Annotated in this window: 21 protein-coding genes; 8 read left to right on the forward strand and 13 right to left on the reverse strand. The window is 65.1% G+C overall.

Annotated elements, in window-relative coordinates; translation table 11 throughout:
* Window positions 1-3: 3 nt before the first annotated feature.
* From waaC to AC1DIX_RS01275, 3 genes are all read left to right on the forward strand, one after another.
* Entirely contained in the window at window positions 4-987 is a 984-nt protein-coding gene (gene waaC / locus AC1DIX_RS01265) for a lipopolysaccharide heptosyltransferase I (RefSeq protein ID WP_477250808.1), read from the forward strand.
* Window positions 984-2,270, forward strand: coding sequence for a lipid IV(A) 3-deoxy-D-manno-octulosonic acid transferase (gene waaA, locus AC1DIX_RS01270; RefSeq protein ID WP_477321394.1), 1,287 nt, complete (start codon window positions 984-986; stop codon window positions 2,268-2,270). Before waaC ends, waaA begins: the two co-directional genes overlap by 4 nt.
* A gap of 118 nt (window positions 2,271-2,388) precedes the next feature.
* Window positions 2,389-2,874 (forward strand): YcxB family protein, encoded by a 486-nt coding sequence (locus AC1DIX_RS01275; protein ID WP_441934695.1) that lies wholly within the window; start codon window positions 2,389-2,391, stop codon window positions 2,872-2,874.
* Between the two features lie 19 nt (window positions 2,875-2,893).
* Here the strand turns inward: AC1DIX_RS01275 and AC1DIX_RS01280 are convergent, their stop codons facing one another.
* The 7 genes from AC1DIX_RS01280 to AC1DIX_RS01310 all read right to left on the reverse strand — a co-directional run bounded on the left by AC1DIX_RS01280 (window position 2,894) and on the right by AC1DIX_RS01310 (window position 10,989).
* Complete coding sequence (locus AC1DIX_RS01280) at window positions 2,894-3,802, reverse strand: M48 family metallopeptidase (protein ID WP_477321396.1); 909 nt, start codon at window positions 3,800-3,802, stop codon at window positions 2,894-2,896.
* A 65-nt stretch (window positions 3,803-3,867) separates the two neighbouring features.
* Window positions 3,868-4,599, reverse strand: coding sequence for a lysophospholipid acyltransferase family protein (locus AC1DIX_RS01285; protein WP_441934697.1), 732 nt, complete (start codon window positions 4,597-4,599; stop codon window positions 3,868-3,870).
* Window positions 4,600-4,653: 54 nt separating this feature from the next.
* Window positions 4,654-5,214, reverse strand: a complete 561-nt coding sequence (gmhB, locus tag AC1DIX_RS01290) for a D-glycero-beta-D-manno-heptose 1,7-bisphosphate 7-phosphatase (RefSeq protein WP_477321398.1) — start codon at window positions 5,212-5,214, stop codon at window positions 4,654-4,656.
* 12 nt (window positions 5,215-5,226) lie between these two features.
* Complete coding sequence (gene glyS, locus AC1DIX_RS01295; RefSeq protein WP_477321400.1) at window positions 5,227-7,338, reverse strand: glycine--tRNA ligase subunit beta; 2,112 nt, start codon at window positions 7,336-7,338, stop codon at window positions 5,227-5,229.
* A 24-nt stretch (window positions 7,339-7,362) separates the two neighbouring features.
* Window positions 7,363-8,325, reverse strand: coding sequence for a glycine--tRNA ligase subunit alpha (gene glyQ, locus AC1DIX_RS01300; RefSeq protein WP_441934700.1), 963 nt, complete (start codon window positions 8,323-8,325; stop codon window positions 7,363-7,365).
* Between the two features lie 114 nt (window positions 8,326-8,439).
* Window positions 8,440-10,023 carry an apolipoprotein N-acyltransferase gene (gene lnt, locus AC1DIX_RS01305; RefSeq protein WP_477321402.1) on the reverse strand — a complete coding sequence of 528 codons (1,584 nt, stop codon included), beginning with the start codon at window positions 10,021-10,023 and terminating at the stop codon, window positions 8,440-8,442.
* A gap of 81 nt (window positions 10,024-10,104) precedes the next feature.
* A complete protein-coding gene (locus AC1DIX_RS01310; RefSeq protein WP_441934702.1) occupies window positions 10,105-10,989 on the reverse strand; it encodes an HlyC/CorC family transporter in 885 nt (294 codons plus the stop codon).
* Between the two features lie 154 nt (window positions 10,990-11,143).
* On the opposite strand from AC1DIX_RS01310, the gene AC1DIX_RS01315 reads away from it, so the two are divergent.
* Window positions 11,144-11,647: a (2Fe-2S)-binding protein gene (locus tag AC1DIX_RS01315; RefSeq protein ID WP_441934703.1), complete on the forward strand. Its 504-nt coding sequence runs from the start codon at window positions 11,144-11,146 to the stop codon at window positions 11,645-11,647.
* 14 nt (window positions 11,648-11,661) lie between these two features.
* The gene (locus AC1DIX_RS01320) at window positions 11,662-13,905 is read left to right on the forward strand and encodes a xanthine dehydrogenase family protein molybdopterin-binding subunit (RefSeq protein WP_477321404.1); all 2,244 of its coding nucleotides are present in this window, start codon (window positions 11,662-11,664) and stop codon (window positions 13,903-13,905) included.
* A gap of 109 nt (window positions 13,906-14,014) precedes the next feature.
* Here the strand turns inward: AC1DIX_RS01320 and ybeY are convergent, their stop codons facing one another.
* The 3 genes from ybeY to miaB are packed head-to-tail and all read right to left on the reverse strand — an operon-like array spanning window position 14,015 to window position 16,939.
* A complete protein-coding gene (ybeY, locus tag AC1DIX_RS01325; protein WP_477250804.1) occupies window positions 14,015-14,485 on the reverse strand; it encodes an rRNA maturation RNase YbeY in 471 nt (156 codons plus the stop codon).
* On the reverse strand, window positions 14,466-15,569 hold the full coding sequence (locus AC1DIX_RS01330) for a PhoH family protein (RefSeq protein WP_441934706.1): 1,104 nt from the start codon (window positions 15,567-15,569) through the stop codon (window positions 14,466-14,468). Before AC1DIX_RS01330 ends, ybeY begins: the two co-directional genes overlap by 20 nt.
* Entirely contained in the window at window positions 15,566-16,939 is a 1,374-nt protein-coding gene (gene miaB / locus AC1DIX_RS01335) for a tRNA (N6-isopentenyl adenosine(37)-C2)-methylthiotransferase MiaB (protein WP_477321407.1), read from the reverse strand. Before miaB ends, AC1DIX_RS01330 begins: the two co-directional genes overlap by 4 nt.
* Window positions 16,940-17,506: 567 nt before the next feature.
* On the opposite strand from miaB, the gene AC1DIX_RS01340 reads away from it, so the two are divergent.
* Window positions 17,507-17,902: a hypothetical protein gene (locus AC1DIX_RS01340; RefSeq protein WP_441934708.1), complete on the forward strand. Its 396-nt coding sequence runs from the start codon at window positions 17,507-17,509 to the stop codon at window positions 17,900-17,902.
* A gap of 125 nt (window positions 17,903-18,027) precedes the next feature.
* Here AC1DIX_RS01340 and AC1DIX_RS01345 read toward each other — a convergent pair whose 3' ends face one another.
* The gene (locus AC1DIX_RS01345; protein ID WP_477321409.1) at window positions 18,028-18,870 is read right to left on the reverse strand and encodes an HDOD domain-containing protein; all 843 of its coding nucleotides are present in this window, start codon (window positions 18,868-18,870) and stop codon (window positions 18,028-18,030) included.
* Window positions 18,867-19,199, reverse strand: coding sequence for a hypothetical protein (locus AC1DIX_RS01350; protein WP_441934710.1), 333 nt, complete (start codon window positions 19,197-19,199; stop codon window positions 18,867-18,869). Before AC1DIX_RS01350 ends, AC1DIX_RS01345 begins: the two co-directional genes overlap by 4 nt.
* Before the next feature lie 125 nt (window positions 19,200-19,324).
* On the opposite strand from AC1DIX_RS01350, the gene gstA reads away from it, so the two are divergent.
* Together gstA and AC1DIX_RS01360 are read left to right on the forward strand one after the other, a co-directional pair.
* Window positions 19,325-19,933: a glutathione transferase GstA gene (gene gstA, locus AC1DIX_RS01355; protein ID WP_477321411.1), complete on the forward strand. Its 609-nt coding sequence runs from the start codon at window positions 19,325-19,327 to the stop codon at window positions 19,931-19,933.
* Between the two features lie 57 nt (window positions 19,934-19,990).
* Window positions 19,991-20,551: a DUF1697 domain-containing protein gene (locus tag AC1DIX_RS01360; protein WP_477321413.1), complete on the forward strand. Its 561-nt coding sequence runs from the start codon at window positions 19,991-19,993 to the stop codon at window positions 20,549-20,551.
* Window positions 20,552-20,665: 114 nt separating this feature from the next.
* Here AC1DIX_RS01360 and AC1DIX_RS01365 read toward each other — a convergent pair whose 3' ends face one another.
* Window positions 20,666-20,947: a hypothetical protein gene (locus tag AC1DIX_RS01365; RefSeq protein WP_477321415.1), complete on the reverse strand. Its 282-nt coding sequence runs from the start codon at window positions 20,945-20,947 to the stop codon at window positions 20,666-20,668.
* Between the last annotated feature and the right edge of the window lie 312 nt (window positions 20,948-21,259).

Below are 21,259 nucleotides of genomic sequence, written 5' to 3' on the forward strand. Positions count from 1 at the left end.
AAGTTGAAGATCCTGCTGGTGCGGGTGTCGTCCCTCGGCGACGTCCTGCACAACCTGCCGATGGTGGCCGACATCCTGCGCCACCATCCGGACGCCCAGATCGACTGGGTGGTGGAAGAGGGCTATGTCAGCCTGGTGCGCCTGAACCCGCATGTGCGCAAGGTGATCCCGTTCGCGCTGCGGCGCTGGAAAAAGGGCTTGAAGGACAAGGCCGTGCGCGCCGAAGTGCGCGCCTTCTTCCGCGACCTGCGCGCGGAACAGTACGACTACGTGTTCGATACCCAAGGCCTGATCAAGACCGGCCTCGTGATGGCGGCCGCGCGGGTGGGCCGCGGCGGCCAGAAGATCGGCATGGCGAACGGCACCGAGGATTCCGGCTACGAGGGCGCCTCGCGCATCTTCCATACCCGCAGCATTCCGGTGGCGCTGCGCACCCATGCGGTCCAGCGCGGCCGCGAAATCGCCGCAGCAAGCCTCGGCTATGCGGCCGACACCCCGCCCGACTTCGGCCTGCCCGCGCCCGACCCAAGCCGGCGTCCGGACTGGATGCCGGCCGCGGATTACGCCGTGTTCTTCCATGGCACCGCGCGCGATGCCAAGAAGTGGGCGCCTGCCAACTGGATCGCGCTGGGCCAGGCGCTGGCGCCCATGACGATTCTGCTGCCCTGGGGCTCGCCGAAGGAGAAGGAAGAAGCCGAGCGCCTGGCCGCCGCGCTGCCGAATGCGCGCGTGCTGCCGAAGCTGTCGATGATGGACGCGGTCGAGCTGGCCCGCCACGCGGCGCTGGCGGTCGGCGTCGATACCGGCCTGACCCACATCGCCGCCGCTTTCGTCCGGCCGACGGTCGAGATCTACTGCGATTCGCCGCGCTGGAAGACCGAGGGCAACTGGTCGCCGCGCATCGTGAATCTCGGCGATACCGGCCGGCCGCCCTCCAGCGACGAGGTCATCGCCGCCGCGCGGCGCCTGCTGGAGCAAGCGCGATGAGACTGCTGTATTCCCTGCTGTGGTGGCTGGCGCTGCCGCTGGTGCTGGGCCGCCTGTGGTGGCGCGGACGCCGGGAGCCCGGCTACCGCCAGCACCTGGGCGAACGCCTCGGCTTCTACGGCCCCAAGCCAGGACCCGACCGGCAGCTGAAACGCACCATTATGGTGCATGCGGTCTCGGTCGGCGAGACCCGGGCCGCCGAGCCCCTGATCGAAGCTTTGCTGCGCGAATGGCCGGCCTGCCGCATCCTGCTGACCCACATGACGCCGACCGGGCGCGCCACCGGCAAGGCGCTGTTCGGCAAACACGGCGACCGCGTGGTCCAGGCCTTCCTGCCCTACGATACCGGCTTCATGGTCGGGCGCTTCCTGCGCCATTTCGAGCCCTCGATCTGCATCCTGATGGAGACGGAAGTGTGGCCGAACCTGGTTGCCGTCTGCGATCGCTACGAGGTGCCGGTGGCGCTGGTGAACGCCCGCCTGTCGGAACGCTCGCTGCGGCGCGGGAAGCAGTTTGGCGGACTGATGATGGAAGCGGCGCGCGGCATCACCCTGGCCGCGGCCCAGACCGAGGCGGATGCGGCCCGCATCGCCTCGCTGGGCGCGCCCGAGGTCGCCGTCACCGGCAGCATCAAGTTCGACGTGGTGCCGCCGGAAAGCGCGCTGCAGACCGGCGCCATGCTGCGTTCGCGCTTCGTCGAGCGTCCGGTGCTGCTGTGCGCCTCGACCCGCGAAGGCGAGGAGGCGCTCATCCTCGACGCCTGGCGCGCGCTGGCCGCTGACCTGGCCAATAAGCCGCCGGGCATGCTGCTCCTGCTGGTGCCGCGCCATCCGCAGCGCTTCGACGAGGTCGCGCGCATGGTGGAGGAACGCGGCCTGAGCCTGGCGCGCAGGTCGGCCTTGCCCGAGCGCGTCGATGCCGACGTGCTGCTGGGCGATTCGATGGGCGAGATGTTCGCCTATTACGCGGCCTGCGACTGCGCCTTCATCGGCGGCAGCCTGATGCCGCTGGGCGGCCAGAACCTGATCGAAGCCTGCGCCGTCGGCAAACCGGTGTTGGTCGGCGAACACACCTTCAACTTCCTGCAGGCCACGGATGAGGCCGTCGGGGCCGGCGCGGCCCTGCGTGTGCCCGATGCCGGCGCGCTGATGAGCGAAGCCGCCCGCCTGCTGGGCGACGGCGCCGCCCGTGCGCGCATGGGCGAGCAGGCGCTGGCATTCGCCGGACGCCATCGTGGCGCGACCGCGCGCACTGTTGAACTCTTGCGACAACTTATTGCATAGCTTTTGTTACCATTCTCTTTAGCTTGGTAAACGAAAGGGGATGCACATGTTGTGGTCTAATCGTGCGCGAGCGGGCGGCAACGTGGATGGCGGCGCCGCGCTCATGGACGCGCCTGAAATGAGGGATCTTGGAGCCGACGCAATGCCGCCGGCGCCGATTCCGGTAGTGCATCCACCCGCAGCGCGTTACAGCCTGCATTTCTGGGTCCGCTACTCGCTGATGGAGTATGTACGCTTCATGTGGGAACACGGCGGCTACCTGATCCGCCGCCGCCGCATCCGCCGGCCGATGGGCCTCTACCTGCGCATCAAGAGCACGCTGGCGGCCGCCACCCACTTCGTGCTGCTGCGCCGCGGCCGCCGCACCTACGAGTTCACCATCGACCAGCACGGCATCGTGCGCACCAGCGATACCGGTGTGACGCTGATCGGCTGGGACGACGTGGCGCGCATCCGTACTTACACGAACGGCTTCATGATGGTGCTCAAGCGCGGCACGCTGCCGATTCCCTTCCGCTGCCTGAGCTCGAAAGAGGTCGATGCGATGAAGGGAATCGCCGCGGCGCGCGCGGCGGGTGAGTTGCAGTTGCGCGGGTCGGTGTAAGTCGGGCATCCAGCCCGGCTCACTCCGGGAACAGCACCGGCATCTCGATCGACCGCTTCCTGAGGCCCGCCTTGGCGCCCTCGTAATCCGGGAAGACGTCGCCCACCACGGCCCAGAATGCCGGGCTGTGGTTCATCTCGCGCAGGTGGGCCAGTTCGTGCACCACCACGTAATCCAGCAGCGCCAGCGGATAGTGGATCAGCTTCCAGTTCAGGCGGATGTTGCCGGCCACCGTGCACGAGCCCCAGCGCGTGCCGGCCGAGGACAGCGCGAACGCGCTATACCTCACGCCGACGCGCGGCGCATACAGGTCCAGGCGTTCGCGGAACAGCTTCCTGGCTTCGTCCTGGAACCACAGCTTGACCCGTTCGCGGATCTGCCATTCCTCCAGTCCCGGCGTCACACTGAGGCGCAGCTCGCGCAAATCCGCATCGAACACGCAGTGGCTGCGTGCGGCCGGCTCCAGGCGCAGCACGACATCAAAGCCCAGGTAGGGCAGGCAGGCGCCGTCGACCCATTCGACCGGCGGCTGCTTCCCGCGCATGCTGCGCCGCTCGCTGCGTTCGAACAGCTTGGTGAGGATCCAGTTCTGCTTGGCGCGGATGGCGCGTTCGACGTCGTCCATCGGAGCACGCCGCGGCGAGGTCACGTGCAGGCCGTCGTCGCTGATCATGAAGCCGTGGGAGCGCCGCGCCGAGCGGCGCAGCAGGTAGTGGACGGTGTGGGAGCCGAGCTGGATCTTGCGCAGCGGTCCGTCGTTCGGACCAACCGGCGGAATCGGCAGGGTGCGCGTCGGCGCGGGCGGCGCCTTGAACAGCGGGACCGGCGGCTTGGGAGCCGCCGGTGGCGATGCGACGGGTTTGAGCGCCGCAAAAAATTCTTGCGCAAACAGCTCGAGCTGTGTCGCGTCGATCTTCGGGGAGGTCATGGAGGGCTGCAGCGTTGGTACTCTGGATGGTGCTGTGGTCTGCTCGCCCAGTTCGTCCAGGTACCTCAGTAGGCGTGGGGCGAAATGACGCGCATTTCCGATTCTATCCAATTTTCGACCTCTTGCATCAGACTGTCGGGAGTGTGGTTTTCCGGCGATATCGGCTTGCCAATCGAGACCGTGATCAGGCCCGGACGCTTGATGAACGAGTTCTTGGGCCAGCATTCGCCCGAATTGTGCGCGATCGGCACGACCACGGCGCCGGTGGCGATCGCCAGGCGCGTGCCACCGCTCTTGTACTGGCCTTTCTGGCCGACCGGGATGCGGGTCCCTTCCGGGAACATGATGATCCACTGGCCGTCGGCCAGGCGGCGCTTGCCGTGCCGGATCACGTCGGCGAAGGCGCGCTTGCCGCGCTTGCGGTCGATCGGGATCATGCGCAGCAGCGCCATGGCCCAGCCGAAAAAGGGGATGTACAGGATTTCCTTCTTGAAGACGAACACCAGCGGGTGCGTCATGTTCGGCAGCAGGAAGATGGTCTCCCACGCCGACTGGTGCTTCGACAGCAGGATCGCCGGGCCTTGCGGCAGGTTGTCGTAGCCCTTGAATTCATAGCGGATGCCGCACAGGACCTTGGCGAGCCAGATGACGAAGACGTTCCAGCGCGAGGTCACCCAGAAGCGCGTGTTGTACTTGAAGGGCGCGGCGAGGAAGCAGACGCAGGCCCAGACCACGGTGGCGACGATCATGACAATCGTGAACAACAGGGAGCGCAGGAACAGGATGGCAGTACGCAAGGAACAGTCTCCGGATGGATCGGCAATGGTTGTTGCTCAGCTCAGCTTAGCAGATCAGGCGGCTGCTGGGCTAGAGGCAGGTTGCTTGAGGAAGGCGGTGACCATCGCCGCCAGGTCCGGGAAGACCTGGGTGCCGGGCGGCAGGCCGCCGGTGGCATAGGTCTTCTCGCCCTTGCCGGTCAGGACCAGGTAGGGAGAGCAGCCGCTGATGAAGCCGGCCTGCAGGTCGCGCAGCGAGTCGCCGACGGTCGGCACGCCCTTCAGGCTGAGCTTGAAGCGCTTGCTGATCTCCTCGAACATGCCGGCCTTCGGCTTGCGGCAGTCGCAGTTGTCGATCGCCGCATGCGGGCAGAAGAAGATGGCGTCGATGTCGGCGCCGACCAGCTGGGCCGCCGCGTGCATCTTCTGGTGGATGGCGTTCAAGGTGGTGATGTCGAACAGTTCGCGCGCGATGCCGGACTGGTTCGAGGCCACCACCACGCGGTAGCCGGCCTGGTTCAGGCGTGCGATCGCCTCGAGCGATCCCGGGATCGGGATCCACTCGGCCGGCGACTTGATGAACTCGGGGGAGTCGTGGTTGATGACTCCGTCCCGGTCGAGAATGATCAGCTTCATGGTGCGTCTTGCCTATGCCGCCAGTTTGGAGATGTCGGCCACGCGGTTCATCATGCCGTGCAGGATCGCCAGCAGGGCCAGGCGGTTGTTGCGCAGCTTGACGTCTTCGGCCATCACCATCACGTCGTTGAAGAAGGCGTCGACGTCGTCGCGCAGCTGGGCCAGGGTCTTGAGCGTGCCGCTGAAGTCGCCGCGCGCGAAGGCGGCATCGACTTCCGGCTGCACGCGCTGCACGCTGGCGTACAGCTGCTTCTCGGCCTCGTCCTGCAGCAGGGCGGGGTCGACCGAACCCGCTTGCGCCAGCGCTTCCTCGTTCTTCTTGAGGATGTTGGTGATGCGCTTGTTGGCGGCCGCCAGCGAAGCGCTTTCCGGCAGCGCGGCGAAGGCCTGCACGGCTTCCAGGCGCTGCACCACGTCGTCGACGCGGTCCGGGTTCTGGGCCAGCACCGCTTCCACCTCGTTCGGCGAGAAGCCGCGGTCGCGCAGCATGCCGCGCAGGCGGTCCAGCATGAAGGCGCCGACTTCCACGCTCGGGTCCTTGAAGGACGCCATGTAGTCGAACACGCCGGTGGCGTCCTTCAGCAGCTCGGAGATACCCAGCGGCAGGCGCTTCTCCACCAACATGCGCATCACGCCCAGGGCGTGGCGGCGCAGCGCGAAGGGATCCTTCTCGCCGGTCGGCTGCAGGCCGATCGACCAGATGCCGACCAGGGTTTCCAGCTTGTCCGCCAGCGCCACGGCCAGGCCGGTATTCGTCGACGGCAGGGCGTCGCCCGAGAAGCGCGGCTGGTAGTGTTCGGAGGCGGCCAGCGCCACTTCCTCGTTCTCGCCGTCGTTGCGGGCGTAATAGGTACCCATGATGCCCTGCAGTTCCGGGAACTCGCCGACCATGTCGGTCAGCAGGTCGGCCTTGGCCAGCTGGGCGCCGCGCTCGGACAGCAGCACGTCGTAGCCCAGGCGGCGCGCGATGGCGCCGGCCAGGCGGGTGACGCGCTGGGTACGTTCGGCCTGGGTGCCAAGCTTGTTGTGGTAGACCACGTTGGCCAGCAGCGGCAGGCGCGATTCCAGCGACTTCTTCTTGTCCTGCTCGAAGAAGAACTTGGCGTCCGACAGGCGCGGGCGCACCACGCGCTCGTTGCCGCCGACGATGGCGCTCGGGTCATCGGTCTCGATATTGGACACGATCAGGAAGCGCGAGCGCAGCTTGCCGGCGCTGTCCGTCAGCGCGAAGTACTTCTGGTTGGTCTGCATGGTCAGGATCAGGCATTCCTGCGGCACCGACAGGAACACGTCCTCGAAGCGGCATTCGTAGACCACCGGCCATTCGACCAGGGCCGCCACTTCGTCCAGCAGCGATTCCGGCATCAGCACCTGGTCGCCGCCGGCCTTGGCCAGCAGCTGGGTGCGGATGGTGTCCTTGCGGTCTTCCGGGCTGGCGACCACCTTGCCCTGGTCCTTCAGCACGGCGGCGTACTGGTCGGCGTGTGCGATGTCGAAGGGCCGGCCGTCCGACAGGAAGCGGTGGCCGAGGGTGGCGCGGCCRCTGGCCAGGCCGAGCAGCGACAGCGGCACCACGGCCTCGCCGTGCAGGGCCAGCAGGGAGTGGACCGGGCGCACGAACTGCACGGTATCGCCGCTTGGCCGCTGGTAGCTCATCACCTTCGGGATCGGCAGCTTGGCGACGGTTTCCTCCAGCACCGGCTGCAGGCCGTCGGCCAGCTTGCTGCCCGGGGCGGTATGGCTGTAGAAGAAGCTCTCGGCCTTGCCGTCCTGGGCGCGTTCCAGGTCTTCGATCTTCAGGTCGGGGAAGCCCAGCGCGGCCAGCTTCTTGGCCAGCGGCGCGGTCGGCTTGCCGTCCTTGTCCAGGGCCACCGCAACCGGCAGCACTTTTTCGCGGATCGCCTTGTCCGGCGAGGTCGGGCGCACGTTCGTGATCGACACGGCCAGGCGGCGCGGGGTGGCATAGGCGGTGACGACGCTTCCGGCGTCGAGGAAGTCGCGGGCCTTCAGGCCATTGGCGATGCCGTTCGCAAAAGCGGCGCCCAGTTTGACGAGGGCCTTCGGCGGCAGCTCTTCGGTCTGCAGCTCAATCAGCAAGGTCTGAGCGAGTAGGGTCTGGTTCATGGTCTTCTATTCTTTGTTCTGGGCTTAGCCGACTTTGACGTCTTCGGCATTCACATCTTTTCCAGTTCGCGCCTCGGCGGCCCCCAGCATCGGGAAACCGAGCTTCTCGCGCGAGTCGTGATAGGCCTGGGCGACCATGCGCGACAGCGTGCGCACGCGGCCGATGTAGGCGGCGCGTTCGGTGACGGAAATCGCACCGCGCGCGTCCAGCAGGTTGAAGCTGTGCGACGCCTTCATGATCTGCTCGTAGGCCGGCAGGGTCAGCTCCAGTTCGATCAGGCGCTTGGCCTCGCTCTCGTGGTTATTGAAGGCCTGGAACAGCAGTTCGGTATTCGAGTGCTCGAAGTTGTAGGTCGACTGTTCGACTTCGTTCTGGTGGAAGACGTCGCCGTAGGACAGGCGCTTGGTTACCGGTTCGCCGGCCGCCCCGTTTTCTTCCCACTCGGTCCAGACCAGGTCGTACACGTTCTCGACGCCCTGCAGGTACATCGCCAGGCGTTCGATGCCGTAGGTGATCTCGCCCAGCACCGGCTTGCAATCGAGGCCGCCGACCTGCTGGAAATAGGTGAACTGGGTCACCTCCATGCCGTTCAGCCAGACTTCCCAGCCCAGGCCCCAGGCGCCCAGGGTCGGGCTTTCCCAGTCGTCCTCGACGAAGCGGACGTCGTTCTTCTTGAGGTCCAGGCCCAGCGCGGCCAGCGAGCCGAGGTAGAGGTCGAGGATGTTTTCAGGCGCGGGCTTGAGCACCACCTGGTACTGGTAATAGTGCTGCAGGCGGTTCGGGTTCTCGCCGTAGCGGCCATCCTTCGGGCGGCGCGAAGGCTGCACGTAGGCGGCGCGCCAGGGCTCGGGGCCGATCGCGCGCAGGAAGGTGCCGGTATGGAAGGTGCCCGCGCCGACTTCCATGTCGTACGGCTGGAGCAGGGCGCAACCTTGCTTGTCCCAGTAGGTTTGCAAGGTCAAAATGATTTGTTGGAATGTAAGCATTTTTGGGCGTGGAGCTAAATATCGGCGTCGGGCACGCTGGCCGCGACCGCGGTGAGTTTGCTAAAAGGCCAATTTTAGCGGGTTTTCACGGCTGACTCGAAACGAATCGCGAAATCAGCCGGCGGTTTGGTCACTTTTCTTCGGCATCCGGCGCGAACGTCCGGCCAGCCAGGCGCCCAGCAGCATCAGGGCGCCGAGCGCCAGGAAGGCCAGATTGCCGAAGCGGATATACGGCGTGCTGCCGGCCATGCCCTGCACCCTGGCCGTCAGGACGTCCTGGCGGTAGTAGGGAATCACCTGCTGGACATTGCCGCGGCCGTCGATGATGGCGGTGGCGCCGTTGTTCGTCGCGCGCAGCATCGGTCGCCCGGTCTCGAGCGAGCGCATGCGCGAGATCTGCAGGTGCTGCGGGATCGCCACCGACTCGCCATACCAGGCCAGGTTCGACACGTTCAGCAGCAGCGTGGCCGGACGGGGGGCGTCGCGCAGCTGCCTGGCGATCTCTTCGCCGAACACGTCTTCGTAGCAGACGTTGGGCAGCACCAGCTGGTCCTTCACGGCAAACGGCGCCTGCACCGCCTGGCCGCGGGTGAAGTCGCCCAGCGGGATGTTCATCAGGTTCGTGAACCAGCGGAAGCCGGCCGGGATGAATTCGCCGAAAGGCACCAGGTGGTGCTTGTCGTAGCGGTAGGTCTGGCCCTGCGGACCGATGCCGGCCACGCTGTTGGCATAGGCGTCGGGACCGTCGGCCAGCGGGATACCGAACATGAGGAAGCTGCTGCTGCGCTTCGCATAGTCGCCAAAGCCGGCCAGGTAGTCCGGCGGCAGCTGTTGCGGGAACACGGGAATGGCGGTCTCCGGCGCGGCGATCAGGTCGGCCGGCGCGGCCGTGATCATGTCGCGGTAGCGCGTCAGGATCTGGTTCAGGTAGGCGGAGGCGAATTTCTCGTCCTGGCGGATGTCCCCCTGCAGCAGGCGCACGCTGATCGGCTGGCCGGCCGGATGGGTCCACTCCACGTGGCCGAGGCCCCAGCCGGCAAGCAGCACGCCGGCCGCCAGGCCGAGCGCCGGCAGGCGTCGGCGCTGGGTCAGCATCACCAGGCAGGAGGCGCACAGGGCCACCAGCACGCCGATGCCGTAGACGCCGAGGATGGGCGCGAAACCGGCGAGGGGCGCGGTGTTGTGCGCATAGCCGGAAGCGGCCCAGGGAAAGCCGGTGAAGACCCAGCCGCGCATCCATTCCGACACGCCCCACAGCACCGGGAATACCAGCAGCAAAAAGGCCGGCACCGGCAGCGACCAGCGCTTGCGCAACCAGCTCGAGGCGCCTGCCGCGAACGCTGCGAACAGGCCCATGTAGAGACCGAGCAGGGCGATGGCGGCGGCCGACAGCGGCGCGGCCAGGCCGCCGAAACGGTTCAGGGCGATATACAGCCAGTGCATGCCGCCAATCGACCAGCCGAAGCCGAAAGCCCAGCCGAGCCACAGCGCACGGCGGGTCGAGCTGCCCATGCCGACCTGGTAGAAGAAGTAGGCCAGGCAGAGGAACTGCAGCGGCCACCAGCCGAAGGGTTCGAAGGAGAACAGGCTCGCCGCGCCGGCGATGGCGGCAAGGGCGAGGCCGATGGGGGAGGGGCGGGTGCCGCGCAGCGCCGGGTCGGGCGCGGTGGCGGTCTGGGTACGGCGGCGCAGGATCAAGCGTGGGTCCAATTCATTAGCTAATTTGTCGTTCCCGGCATTGCCGGAAACGACTCCCCGCCTGCGCGAGGACGACGACATTCAGTCGTGATCGGCGTCACCGTCGCGCGAAGGCAGCTTTTCGACCAGCAGTACATGGATCTGGCGCGCGTCGGCGCGCAGCACCTCGAAGCGCAGGTTGTCCAGGTCGAAGACCTCGCCCTTGTGCGGCATGCGGCCCAGGTGGCTGGCAACCAGGCCGCCGATGGTGTCGACGTCGTCCTCGGGCAGGTCGACCCCGATCTCTTCGTTGAACTGGTCGATCTCGGTGAGGGCCTTGACGCGCCAGCGCGGGCCGAACTGGCCTTCCTTGATCGACAGGACGTTGTCCTCTTCCTCGTCGAAGTCGTACTCGTCCTCGATGTCGCCGACGATCTGCTCCAGCACGTCCTCGATGGTGATCAGGCCGGCCACGCCGCTGTACTCGTCGACCACGATGGCCATGTGGTTGTGGTTCGCGCGGAAGTCGCGCAGCAGCACGTTCAGGCGCTTCGATTCGGGGATGAAGATGGCCGGGCGCAGCATGTCGCGCACGTCGAAGGATTCCTCGGCGTAGTAGCGCAGCAGGTCCTTGGCCAGCAGGATCCCGACCACCTTGTCGCGCTCGCCCTCGATGGCGGGGAAGCGCGAGTGCGCCGTCTCGAGCACGATCGGCAGCCATTCCTCGATCGGCTTGGTGATGTCGATGACGTCCATCTGCGAACGCGGGACCATGATGTCGCGCACCGACAGGTCGGATACCTGGAACACGCCCTCGATCATGGAGAGGGCATCGGCGTCGATGAGGTTGCGTTCGTGGGCGTCGTGCAGCACTTCGAGCAGCTCGGCGCGATTTTCGGGCTCGGGGGAGATCAGGGCGGTCAGCCGTTCGAACAGCGACCGGTGGGTTTTGACGTCGTTACGGACGTCAGCAGGGTGCTCGGGCATAGTTGGCGTGAAGCCGTTGTTGCGATGGGCATTAGGATACACCAAAAGCGCGGATGCCTGTTTTTTATGCAGCTCACCTAGCCCGGCGAATGTGTGCGCCCTTCTGTCCGCCGCTTGTCTTATAGTTGTTCATTCGCTACCGAAGGAGTTCTTCATGCCCGCCCTGGACATCAACGGCACCACCACCAATCTCGACATCCCCGACGACATGCCCCTGCTGTGGGCCATCCGCGACGTGATGGGACTGACCGGCACCAAGTTCGGCTGCGGCGTCGCCCTGTGCGGCGCCTGCACCGTGCACCTGGACGGCCAGCCGATCCGCTCCTGCGTGACGCCCGTCTCGGCGGCGGCCGGCAAGAAGATCACGACCATCGAGGCGATCGGCAACGATCCGGTCGGAGCAAGGGTGCAGGACGCGTGGCGCCAGGTCGACGTGGTGCAGTGCGGCTACTGCCAGTCCGGCCAGATCATGTCGGCCACCGCGCTGCTGCAGGCTACGCCGAAGCCGAGCGACGCCGACATCGACAGCGCCATGGCCGGCAATATCTGCCGCTGCGGCACCTATGGACGCATTCGGAAAGCGATCAAGATCGCGGCCGGCATCCCGTCGCCCGCGGTGGCCCCAGCCGCCCAGCCGCAAGCACCCCGCAAGGCCTGAACCGAGGAGCGCACATGGAAACCAAGGAAAAAGTATCGGGTTCGCGCCGCGGCTTCATGAAAGCCGGCGCGGTGGCGGGCGGCAGCCTGGTGTTCGGCTTCTCGCTGTTCGGCTGTCATCGCACGGGTGAYGGCAAGGATGGGCACAACGACCGCAAGGAGAAACCGTCCGAGACCGCGGTCGGCCAGGCCGCCACCGCGGCATCCGAGCCGGCCGGCCTGGCCCACGACGCCTTCATCCGCATCGACCGCGACGGCCTGGTCACCCTCATCATCCACAAGGTCGAGATGGGGCAGGGCACCTTCACCTCGATGCCGATGCTGCTGGCCGAGGAGCTGGGCGCCGACCTGTCGAAGGTGAAGCTGGAGCAGGCGCCGGCCGACAACAGCCTGTATGCCGATCCGATGCTGGGCGGCCAGGTAACCGGCGGTTCGACCTCGGTGCGCGGCGCCTGGAAGCCGCTGCGAGAGGCCGGCGCCAAGGTGCGCACGGTGCTGGTGCAGGCCGCCGCCCAGACCTGGAAGGTGGACGAGAAGGAGCTGAAGGTGGTCGGCGGCACCGTGCGCCACGATGCCTCGAACCGCTCGGGCCATTTCGGCGAATTCGTCGACGCCGCCTCGAAGCTGCAGTTCCCCAAGACCGTGACCTTGAAGGACGCCGCCGACTTCACCCTGATCGGCAAGTCGATGAAGCGCCTGGATTCGCCGGTCAAGGTGAACGGCCAGGCCCTGTTCGGCATCGACGCGCGCCTGCCGAACATGGGCATCGCGGCGGTGATGGCCTCGCCGGTCACGGGCGGCAAGGTGGCGGCGGTGGACGAGCAGAAGGCGATGGCGGTCAAGGGCGTGCGTCAGGTGCTGCGCATCGAAGGCGCGGTGGCGGTGGTCGCCGACAATTTCTGGACCGCTAAACAGGGCCTGCTGGCCGCCGCGCCGCGCTTCGACGACGGCCCCAACGCCAAGGTCAGCACGGCTTCGATCGTGGCCGACATGGCCAAGGTCTCGCAGGGCACCGGGGCGATCGCCACCAACAAGGGCGATGCCCTGAAGGTGCTCGGCCAGGACGGCGGGCGCCGCATCGACGCCATCTACGAGATGCCCTTCCTGGCCCACGCGACCATGGAGCCGATGAACTGCACGGTCGACCTGCGCGCGGATGCCTGCGAGCTGTGGGTCGGCACCCAGGTGCCGGCGCTGGCGCAGGGAGCGGCGGCCAAGATCACCGGCCTGCCGCTCGAGAAGGTGAAGGTGCACAACCATTACCTGGGCGGCGGCTTCGGGCGCCGGCTGGAAGTCGACAACGTGATCCAGGCGGTGGCCTTCGCCAAGCTGGCCAAGGGGCCGCTGAAGGTCATCTGGACCCGCGAGGAAGACATCCAGCACGATATGTACCGCCCCTATTATTATGACCGCCTGTCGGCCAAGCTCGACGACAAGGGCATGCCGCTGGCCTGGTTCCACCGCGTGACCGGCTCCTCGATCATGGCGCGCTTCGCGCCGCCGATGGTCAAGAACGGCGTCGACCCGGACGCCGTGGAAGCCGCCGCCGACCTGCAGTACACGATTCCCGACATGCGGGTCGAGTACGTGCGCCACGAGCCGCCCGGCGTGCCAACTGCGTTCTGGCGCGGCGTCGGTCCGACCCACAATGTCTTCGTGGTCGAGAGCTTCATCGACGAGCTGGCGTATGCGAGCAAGACCGACCCGGTTGCGTTCCGGCGCGCGCTGCTGCAAAAGTCGCCGCGTACGCTGGCGGTACTGAACCTGGCGGCCGGGAAGGCGGGCTGGGGCCGGCCTTTGAGGCCGATCGCCGGCCGCAAGGTCGGCCGCGGCGTGTCGGCGCAGTTTGCCTTCGGCAGCTATATGTCGCAGGTGGCGGAAGTCTCGGTCGGCCCGGACGGCGACGTGCGCGTGCACCGCGTGGTGTGCGCGGTCGACTGCGGCCAGAACATCAACCCGGACACCATCATCGCCCAGATGGAAGGCGGCATCGTGTTCGGCGCCAGCGCCGCGCTGTGGGACGAGATCACCCTCGACAAGGGCCGGGTGCAGCAGACCAACTTCGGCGATTACCGCGTGATGCGGATGAACGAGGCGCCGACGGTGGAGGTGTACATCGTCAACAGCCACGACGAGCCGGGCGGGATCGGCGAGCCGGGAACCTCGGGGATTGCGCCGGCGATCGCGAATGCGGTGTTCGCGGCGACCGGCAAGCGGGTGCGGAAGCTGCCGATTGGGGAGCAGCTCAAGAAGGCTTGATAAGGCCTGTGGCCTGAAAACCGTCGTCCCCGCGAAGGCGGGGATCCAAGTTTAGCGGCGGATCATAGAAACCTGGGTTCCCGCCTGCGCGGGAACGACGGGTTAATGATTAATCCTCCGCGTACGGATCCGGATACGCGAGCGCCTCCATGATGTCGCGCTCCAGCTGCTCCATCTCCTCGGCCTCTTCGTCGTTCTCGTGGTCGAAGCCCTGCGCGTGCAGCACGCCGTGTACCACCAGGTGGGCCACGTGTTCCTCGACCGTTTTCTTCTGCTCCTCGGCCTCGCGCTCCAGCACGTCGGTGCAGAGGACGATGTCGGCCTGGGTAGGCTCGTCGTCGTCGATCTCGGCGCCTTCGTTGTAGGCGAAGGTCAGCACGTTGGTGGCGTARTCCTTGCCGCGGTAGTCGCGGTTGAGCTGCTGGCCTTCGGCGGCGTCGACGAAGCGGATCGCCAGTTCGGCCGGGCCGAGCAGGGAGGCCTGGACCCAGCGTTCGATCATCGCGGGCGTGATCGAGGCTTCCAGGCGGGTGTCGGCGTACTGGACGTCGAGTTCGAGTTTATGCTTTTTTTCTTGCATTTCGGGTCACGGGTTTGGCCACGCCGGGCAGGGCGCCAAGCTCCTGCATCGACGCGGATTTTTCATAGGCATCGACGATGCGTCCGACCAGCGGATGGCGCACCACGTCGGCACTGGAGAACTGGGTGAAGGCGATGCCGCGCACGTCCTTCAGTACGTGCACCGCGTCGACCAGGCCGCTGCGCTGGGTCTTGTGCAGGTCGACCTGGGTCACGTCGCCGGTGACCACGGCCTTGCTGCCGAAGCCGATCCGGGTCAGGAACATCTTCATCTGCTCGACCGTCGTGTTCTGGGCTTCGTCCAGGATCACGAACGCGTGGTTCAGGGTGCGGCCGCGCATGAAGGCCAGCGGGGCGATCTCGATCACCTGCTTCTCGAACAGCTTCTGGGTGCGGTCGAAGCCGAGCAGGTCGTACAGCGCGTCGTACAGAGGGCGCAGGTAGGGATCGACCTTCTGCGCGAAGTCGCCCGGCAGGAAGCCGAGGCGCTCGCCGGCTTCGACGGCCGGGCGGGTCAGGATGATGCGCTTGACGGCGTCGCGCTCCAGCGCATCGACGGCGCAGGCGACCGCGAGATAGGTCTTGCCGGTGCCGGCCGGACCGATGCCGAAGCTGATGTCGTGCTCGAGCACCGCCTTCAGGTACTGGATCTGGTGCGGCGTGCGGCCGCGCAGGTCGCTGCGGCGGGTCTTCAGCATCGGGCTGACGAGCTCGCCGGCTTCGTCGCGTTCGAGGTTTTCCGCTTCCGCGCTGACCGTTTCGCCCGGCTCTTTTTTCGCTTCGGACGCGGCGGGGGCATCGGCGGCGGCCGGCTTCAGGCCGGCGCGCTGCTCCACCAGGGCCAGCTGCACCTCTTCGATCGGCACGACCTTGTTGGCCACCGCGTAGAAGCGTTCGAGCAGCTCGACCGCGCGTTCGGCATTGGTGCCGCTGACGATGAACTTCTCGCCGCGGCGGAAGATCGTGACGTCGAGGGCGGCCGAGATCTGGCGCAGGTTTTCGTCGAGCGGGCCGCAGAGGTGGGCGAGCCGCGTGTTATCGAGCGGCTCGGGGAAGAAATACGAAGGCTGGGTAGGCGTTTTCAACTGGCTTTGGCAATCGAGTCAAGGCTGGCGACCAGGTCGCCGCGCAGGGTGTAATCCAGGCTTTCGGTGATGCGCACGTCGACCAGCTGGCCGACCAGCGTTTCACCAGGCTCGCCGGGGGCGAAGTTGACGACGCGGTTGTTCTCGGTGCGGCCGGCCAGTTCTCCCTGGCCCTTCTTGGCCGGACCTTCGACCAGGATGCGCTGCACGGTGCCGACCATGCTCGCGCTGGTCTTGCGGGTGTTCAGGTCGATCTGGGCCTGCAGGCGCTGCAGGCGCGCCAGCTTGACCTCGTGCGGGGTATCGTCTTCGAGATTGGCGGCCGGGGTGCCGGGGCGCTTGCTGAAGATGAAGCTGAAGCTGTTGTCGAAGCCGACGTCTTCCACCAGCTTCATCATCGCTTCGAAGTCGGCATCGCTCTCGCCGGGGAAGCCGACGATGAAGTCCGAGGAGATCGAGATGTTCGGGCGCACCGCCTTGATGCGGCGGATGATGGATTTGTATTCGAGGCCGGTGTAGCCGCGCTTCATGGCCTGCAGGATGCGGTCGGAACCGTGCTGCACCGGCAGATACAGGTGGTTCACCAGCTGCGGGATCTTGGCATAGGCGTCGATCAGGCGCTGGGTGAATTCCTTCGGGTGGCTGGTGACGAAGCGCAGGCGCTCGACGCCGGGGATCGCCGCCACGTATTCGAGCAACAGGGCAAAATCGGCAAACTGCGCCGCGCCCTCGCCACCCTCCATCAGGCCGCGGTAGGCGTTCACGTTCTGGCCCAGCAGCATGATCTCCTTCACGCCCTGGGCGGCGAGGCCGGCGACTTCGGTCAGCACGTCCTCGAAGCGGCGCGAGACTTCCTCGCCGCGGGTGTAGGGCACCACGCAGTAGCTGCAATACTTGCTGCAGCCTTCCATGATCGAGACATAGGCGACCGGGCCCTCGACCTTGGCCGGGGGCAGGTGGTCGAACTTTTCGATTTCCGGGAAGCTGATGTCGACCTGGGCCGAGCCGCTGGCGCGCCGCGCCTGGATCATTTGCGGCAGGCGGTGCAGGGTCTGCGGGCCGAACACCACGTCGACGTGGGGCGCGCGCTTGACGATCGCCTCGCCTTCCTGGGAGGCGACGCAGCCGCCGACGCCGATCACGAGGTCCGGCTTGCCACGCTTGAGCTCCTTCAGGCGGCCGAGATCGGAAAAGACCTTTTCCTGTGCCTTTTCGCGGACCGAGCAGGTGTTGAAAAGGATGACGTCGGCATCCTCGGGGCTGTCGGTGCGTACGAGTCCTTCGGACGCGCCGAGCACGTCAGCCATCTTGTCCGAGTCGTACTCGTTCATTTGGCAACCAAAGGTCTTGATGAATACTTTTTTCTGCATGGCTGATGCTTTGACAAGTGAATTCCAGTTTACCGCAAATCGGAAACATGCCCGGAAAAGGGCGTGTGCGCCTGGTTTCGGTACTGCCGGGAACGGTTAATTTCCAAAATAAAATTTTTGATACAGTCAGTTACATTGTTAAATATTGATTTCTGGTTGCTAACTGTTATGTTTGTGATTGTCGGAACGATTTTTTTATTTCTTCTTGTAAATCAAATAGTTCCTGTGTTCTGGAAATTGCAAAATTAGTTCAAGAAAACTCTTGCGTGCGCCACAATCTGTCACCATGTGCTGAAATGACTGTATGACAAGCTTTCCCGACGATAGCTTGATTTCGGCCAATGATTTCAGTGCTCAGGTCGAGTGTGAACGCGACGTATGAGTTTGATAATTTGTTCGAAATACAAGTGCGTAACGGAAGCGAGTTAGGGAGCGCACGGGGTCCGGTGACGTTGTCGACGCGCAGTCGATTGACCGTTCGGTAACGTGTCCGGGAACTTATGTTGACGAAACGAAGTCTTTAACAAAGTTCGTAAGAGAACTATTTTAACCACTCACGAGGTAATCATGGCACATCACGCTCTGTCTTCACAGGAAAGCTACAACCCGAACCACTTGCTGGACATCCTGCTCGGCAAGATGCAGCTGAAGAACGACGCCGCGCTGTCGCGCATGCTGGAAGTCGCTCCGCCGGTGATCAGCAAGATCCGTCACCATCGCCTGCCGGTCGGCGCGTCGCTGCTGATCCGTATGCACGAAGTGACCGGCATGAGCATTCGCGACCTGCGCGACCTGATGGGCGATCGCCGGACCAAATATCGCCTGTCAGACGCCCAAGGCCGCCCGAAGCCTGAAGAAAAAGCCGCCAAAGAAGCTGCTGCACAGCAAGCTGCTGCACAACAGCAACAAGCCCAGCCGCAAGAGCAGAGCGACGCTTCCAAGTCCGGTAATTATGCGCACTGATGCCGCGGGCATGACGGCCGGTCCCGTCATGCCTTCGGCTCGACCCGGCAGCGGGCTCGCGTCCGTCAGGAACGCGTCCGCTGCCGTCACTTACAGGCCGTCCTGAGCCTGGAGGGTGAAAACCCTCACGCCATCAGGATGGCCGACATTTCTTCCAGCTGCTGTTCCGTCTCGCGGAACAGGTCCAGATAAGCGTCTTCGTTCAAGCCCATTGCATCCCAGGCGATGCTGGACAGCGCCGGTACCAGTTCCTCCTCCTCGCCCGCCAGGTCGAGCGCATGGACGACCGCGTTGGCGACGTGAACGATGGCGGCAAGAAATCCCGCGCCCGGGGTCTCGGGCGCGTGGTGAAACGCGATCGCCTGGCGCATCGTGTCCGAAAAATTCCAGTGCTCCGCCAGGGCCACGCCGGCGTCGACATGGTCGATGCCCAGTACGGCGCGCTCCGCCTCCAGCCATTCGCCGTCATGCCTGCGGCGCCAGGCCAGCACCTCGCCATAAGCCTGGGGATGGCCGGTCACCAGTACCAGGCGCCCTATGTCGTGCAGCAATCCCGCCGTGAAGGCGACATCCTGGTTGAAGCGCAGGCGCCGCGCCAGCGAACGGGCGCAGACGGCGGTGGCGATCGAATGGCGCCAGAAGGCTTTGTCGTTGAAACCGGGGCACTTGCCATTCGGGAAGCAGCCGGTGACGGCCGCCGCCGTGATCAGGTTGCGCGTGGTCTGGAAGCCCAGGAAGGTGATCGCCTGCTGGATCGTCGCCACCTTGACTTGCAAGCCATAGGAGGAGGAGTTTGCCAGGCGCAGGGTCTTTGCCGTCAGTGCTTGGTCATAGGACACTTTTTTTGCCAGCACCGAGATATCGATGTTTTCCTGTTCGATGCTGCCCAGCAGTTCCATGACGACCGCGGGCAGGGAGGGCAGATCCTGTACGCTCAGGGCCAATTGTTCCGGAGACAGCATGCTCATTGCCCCACCTCGCGGCCCAGGCGGAAATCCTCGATGTACTGGCGCAGGATGCCGGTTGCCCAGTCGCCATGGTTGCCGCGCTCGTGCTTGCGGAACACCCGGTCCAGCCTTTCCCGGACCAGGGCCGGGTCGACAGGCGCTTCGGCGCGCGCGGCGCCGAGGATGGGCAGCAGTTCGATCCCGTGGCGCGCCAGCGAAGCCAGCATGCCCTCGGTCAGCACCACGCCCTGCGCCAGCAGCACATTCCCATTTCCGTCGCGCAGCACCTCGCCCAGGACCATGCCCGGCGTGGCCTCTGCGAGAGGTGTCAGCTGGTAAGCCCCGTTCATTCTTCCCTCTTGCTTTTTGTTAACGTATTTATATTACCATCCGGCACGGATCAAGGTCCCGTGCCAGCCGGCAAGATACCGCAAACTGTTGTATTCTCGACCGGTTTGTATTTGATAGGACAATCATGAAACTGTATTTCAGCCCCGGCGCCTGTTCGCTCGCTCCCCACATCGCACTGCTCGAGGCAGGCCTGGACTTCACGACCGAGAAAGTCGACATCCGCGCCAGGCAGACCGCCAGCGGCGCCGACTTCCTGGCAATCAATCCGAAGGGCTATGTGCCCGCCCTGGAGCTGAAGGATGGCGCCGTGCTGACCGAAGGCCCGGCCATCGTCCAGTTCATCGCCGACCTGGTCCCGGACCGCCAGCTGGCGCCCGCCAACGGCACCCTGGAGCGCTACCGCCTGGTCGAATGGCTGAACTTCATCTCGACCGAGCTACACAAGAGCTTCAGCCCGCTGTTCCGCCCGACCTCGACCGAGGACATGAAGGAAGCGGCGCGCGCCCACCTCGGCAACCGCTTCGGCTGGCTGGCCAGCCAGCTGGAAGGCCGCGACTACCTGATGGGTTCGCAGTTCACGGTGGCCGACGCCTACCTGTTCACGGTGCTGGGCTGGGCCGGCTTCGTGCACTTCGACCTGTCGCCGTGGCCGGTGTTTGCCGCCTATACGCAGCGCGTGGCCGCGCGTCCGGCGGTGCAGCAGGCGCTGCGCGACGAAGGCCTGCTCAAGTAATCCGATAAGGACCGTGCGCTGCGCCGTCGACGGCGCGGCCACGGTACCATGCGCGCCATGAAAAGCAAACGCTACGTTGCCCTGCTGAGGGGTGTGAATGTCGGACGCGCGAAACGCGTCGCCATGGCCGACCTGCGCAAGCTGGCCGGCGACCTGGGTTACGACGAGGTGCGCAGCGTCCTCAACAGCGGCAACCTGGTCTTCAGCGGCCCGGCCAAGCCGCAGGACCAGGTCGCCAGCGAGATCGAGGAGGCCCTGGTGTTGAAACTGGGCGTGGCCGCCCGCGTGCTGGTGCTCGACGCCGACGAGCTGGCGGCCATCGTCGCCGGCAACCCCTTGCTCGACCAGGCCGGCGACCACTCGCGCCTGCTCGCCTTCGTCCTGTCCAGCCCGCATGCCACACCGCAGGCACGCGAGGCGCTCGAAGCCCTGTGCGGCCGCGACTGGCAACCCGGCGCCGTCGCGTTGAGCGAGCGTGCCGCCTATGTATGGTGCCCGGAAGGCATCCTCGCCAGCGCCGCCGCGGCCGCGCTCGGCAAACAGCTGGGCGATGCGACCACGTCGCGCAACTGGGCGACGCTGCTCAAGCTGCACGCCCTGTGCGCCGGACCCTTGTAATTTCCGATCCCGTCCCCATATATAAAACCTGGGCGCGCACCCGCCCAAAACGACAACGGCGCCCCGCAGGCGCCGTTTCTTCTCCCGGCCTTCCGGCCAGGCGTGTTTCTTGACTTATTTCTTGAACTTCTCGCTGCTGTCGCGGCTCGCGCGGTAGCCGATCAGGATCAGTCCCACCAGCATCATCGCAAACACTTCGGGTTCGGGCAGTTCGGACATGGAAGGCGAGGGCGGTGACACCACTTCGGTACGCGCGACCGCCGAGACATCGGCAATGCGATTGGAGCGGATGGCGTGGGAGTCGAGGTCGATGGCGGCCGCCTGGGCGGCGCCGGCGAAGAGCAGGCTGAGGGCTGAACTGATTGCTGCGGCAAGAAAGATTCGTTTCACGGTCATTCCTTCCAAATGTCCACCTCGGAGAGCGCATCCGGGTACCTATTCAGCATAACAAAAACACAGGTGGAAAAGCGCTCGTTACGTCTTGTTATCTGTTACTCAGCAATTACTGAATACGTAAGCTGCAATTACTCTGCAATTAAAAATTAAATATTTTTTAATTATGGAAATAGAATCAGTTATCCATAAATTACTTATTTAACATGCAAATAATCATCGAATCTTTGCGATTTACTTAGCTAACTTATTGAAATCACAAAGAAAATCGATATCAATTTGATCAGTTGTGTTGTGTCCCAAAGTTTTTTCATC

This window comes from Massilia sp. 05N420, assembly GCF_056397205.1.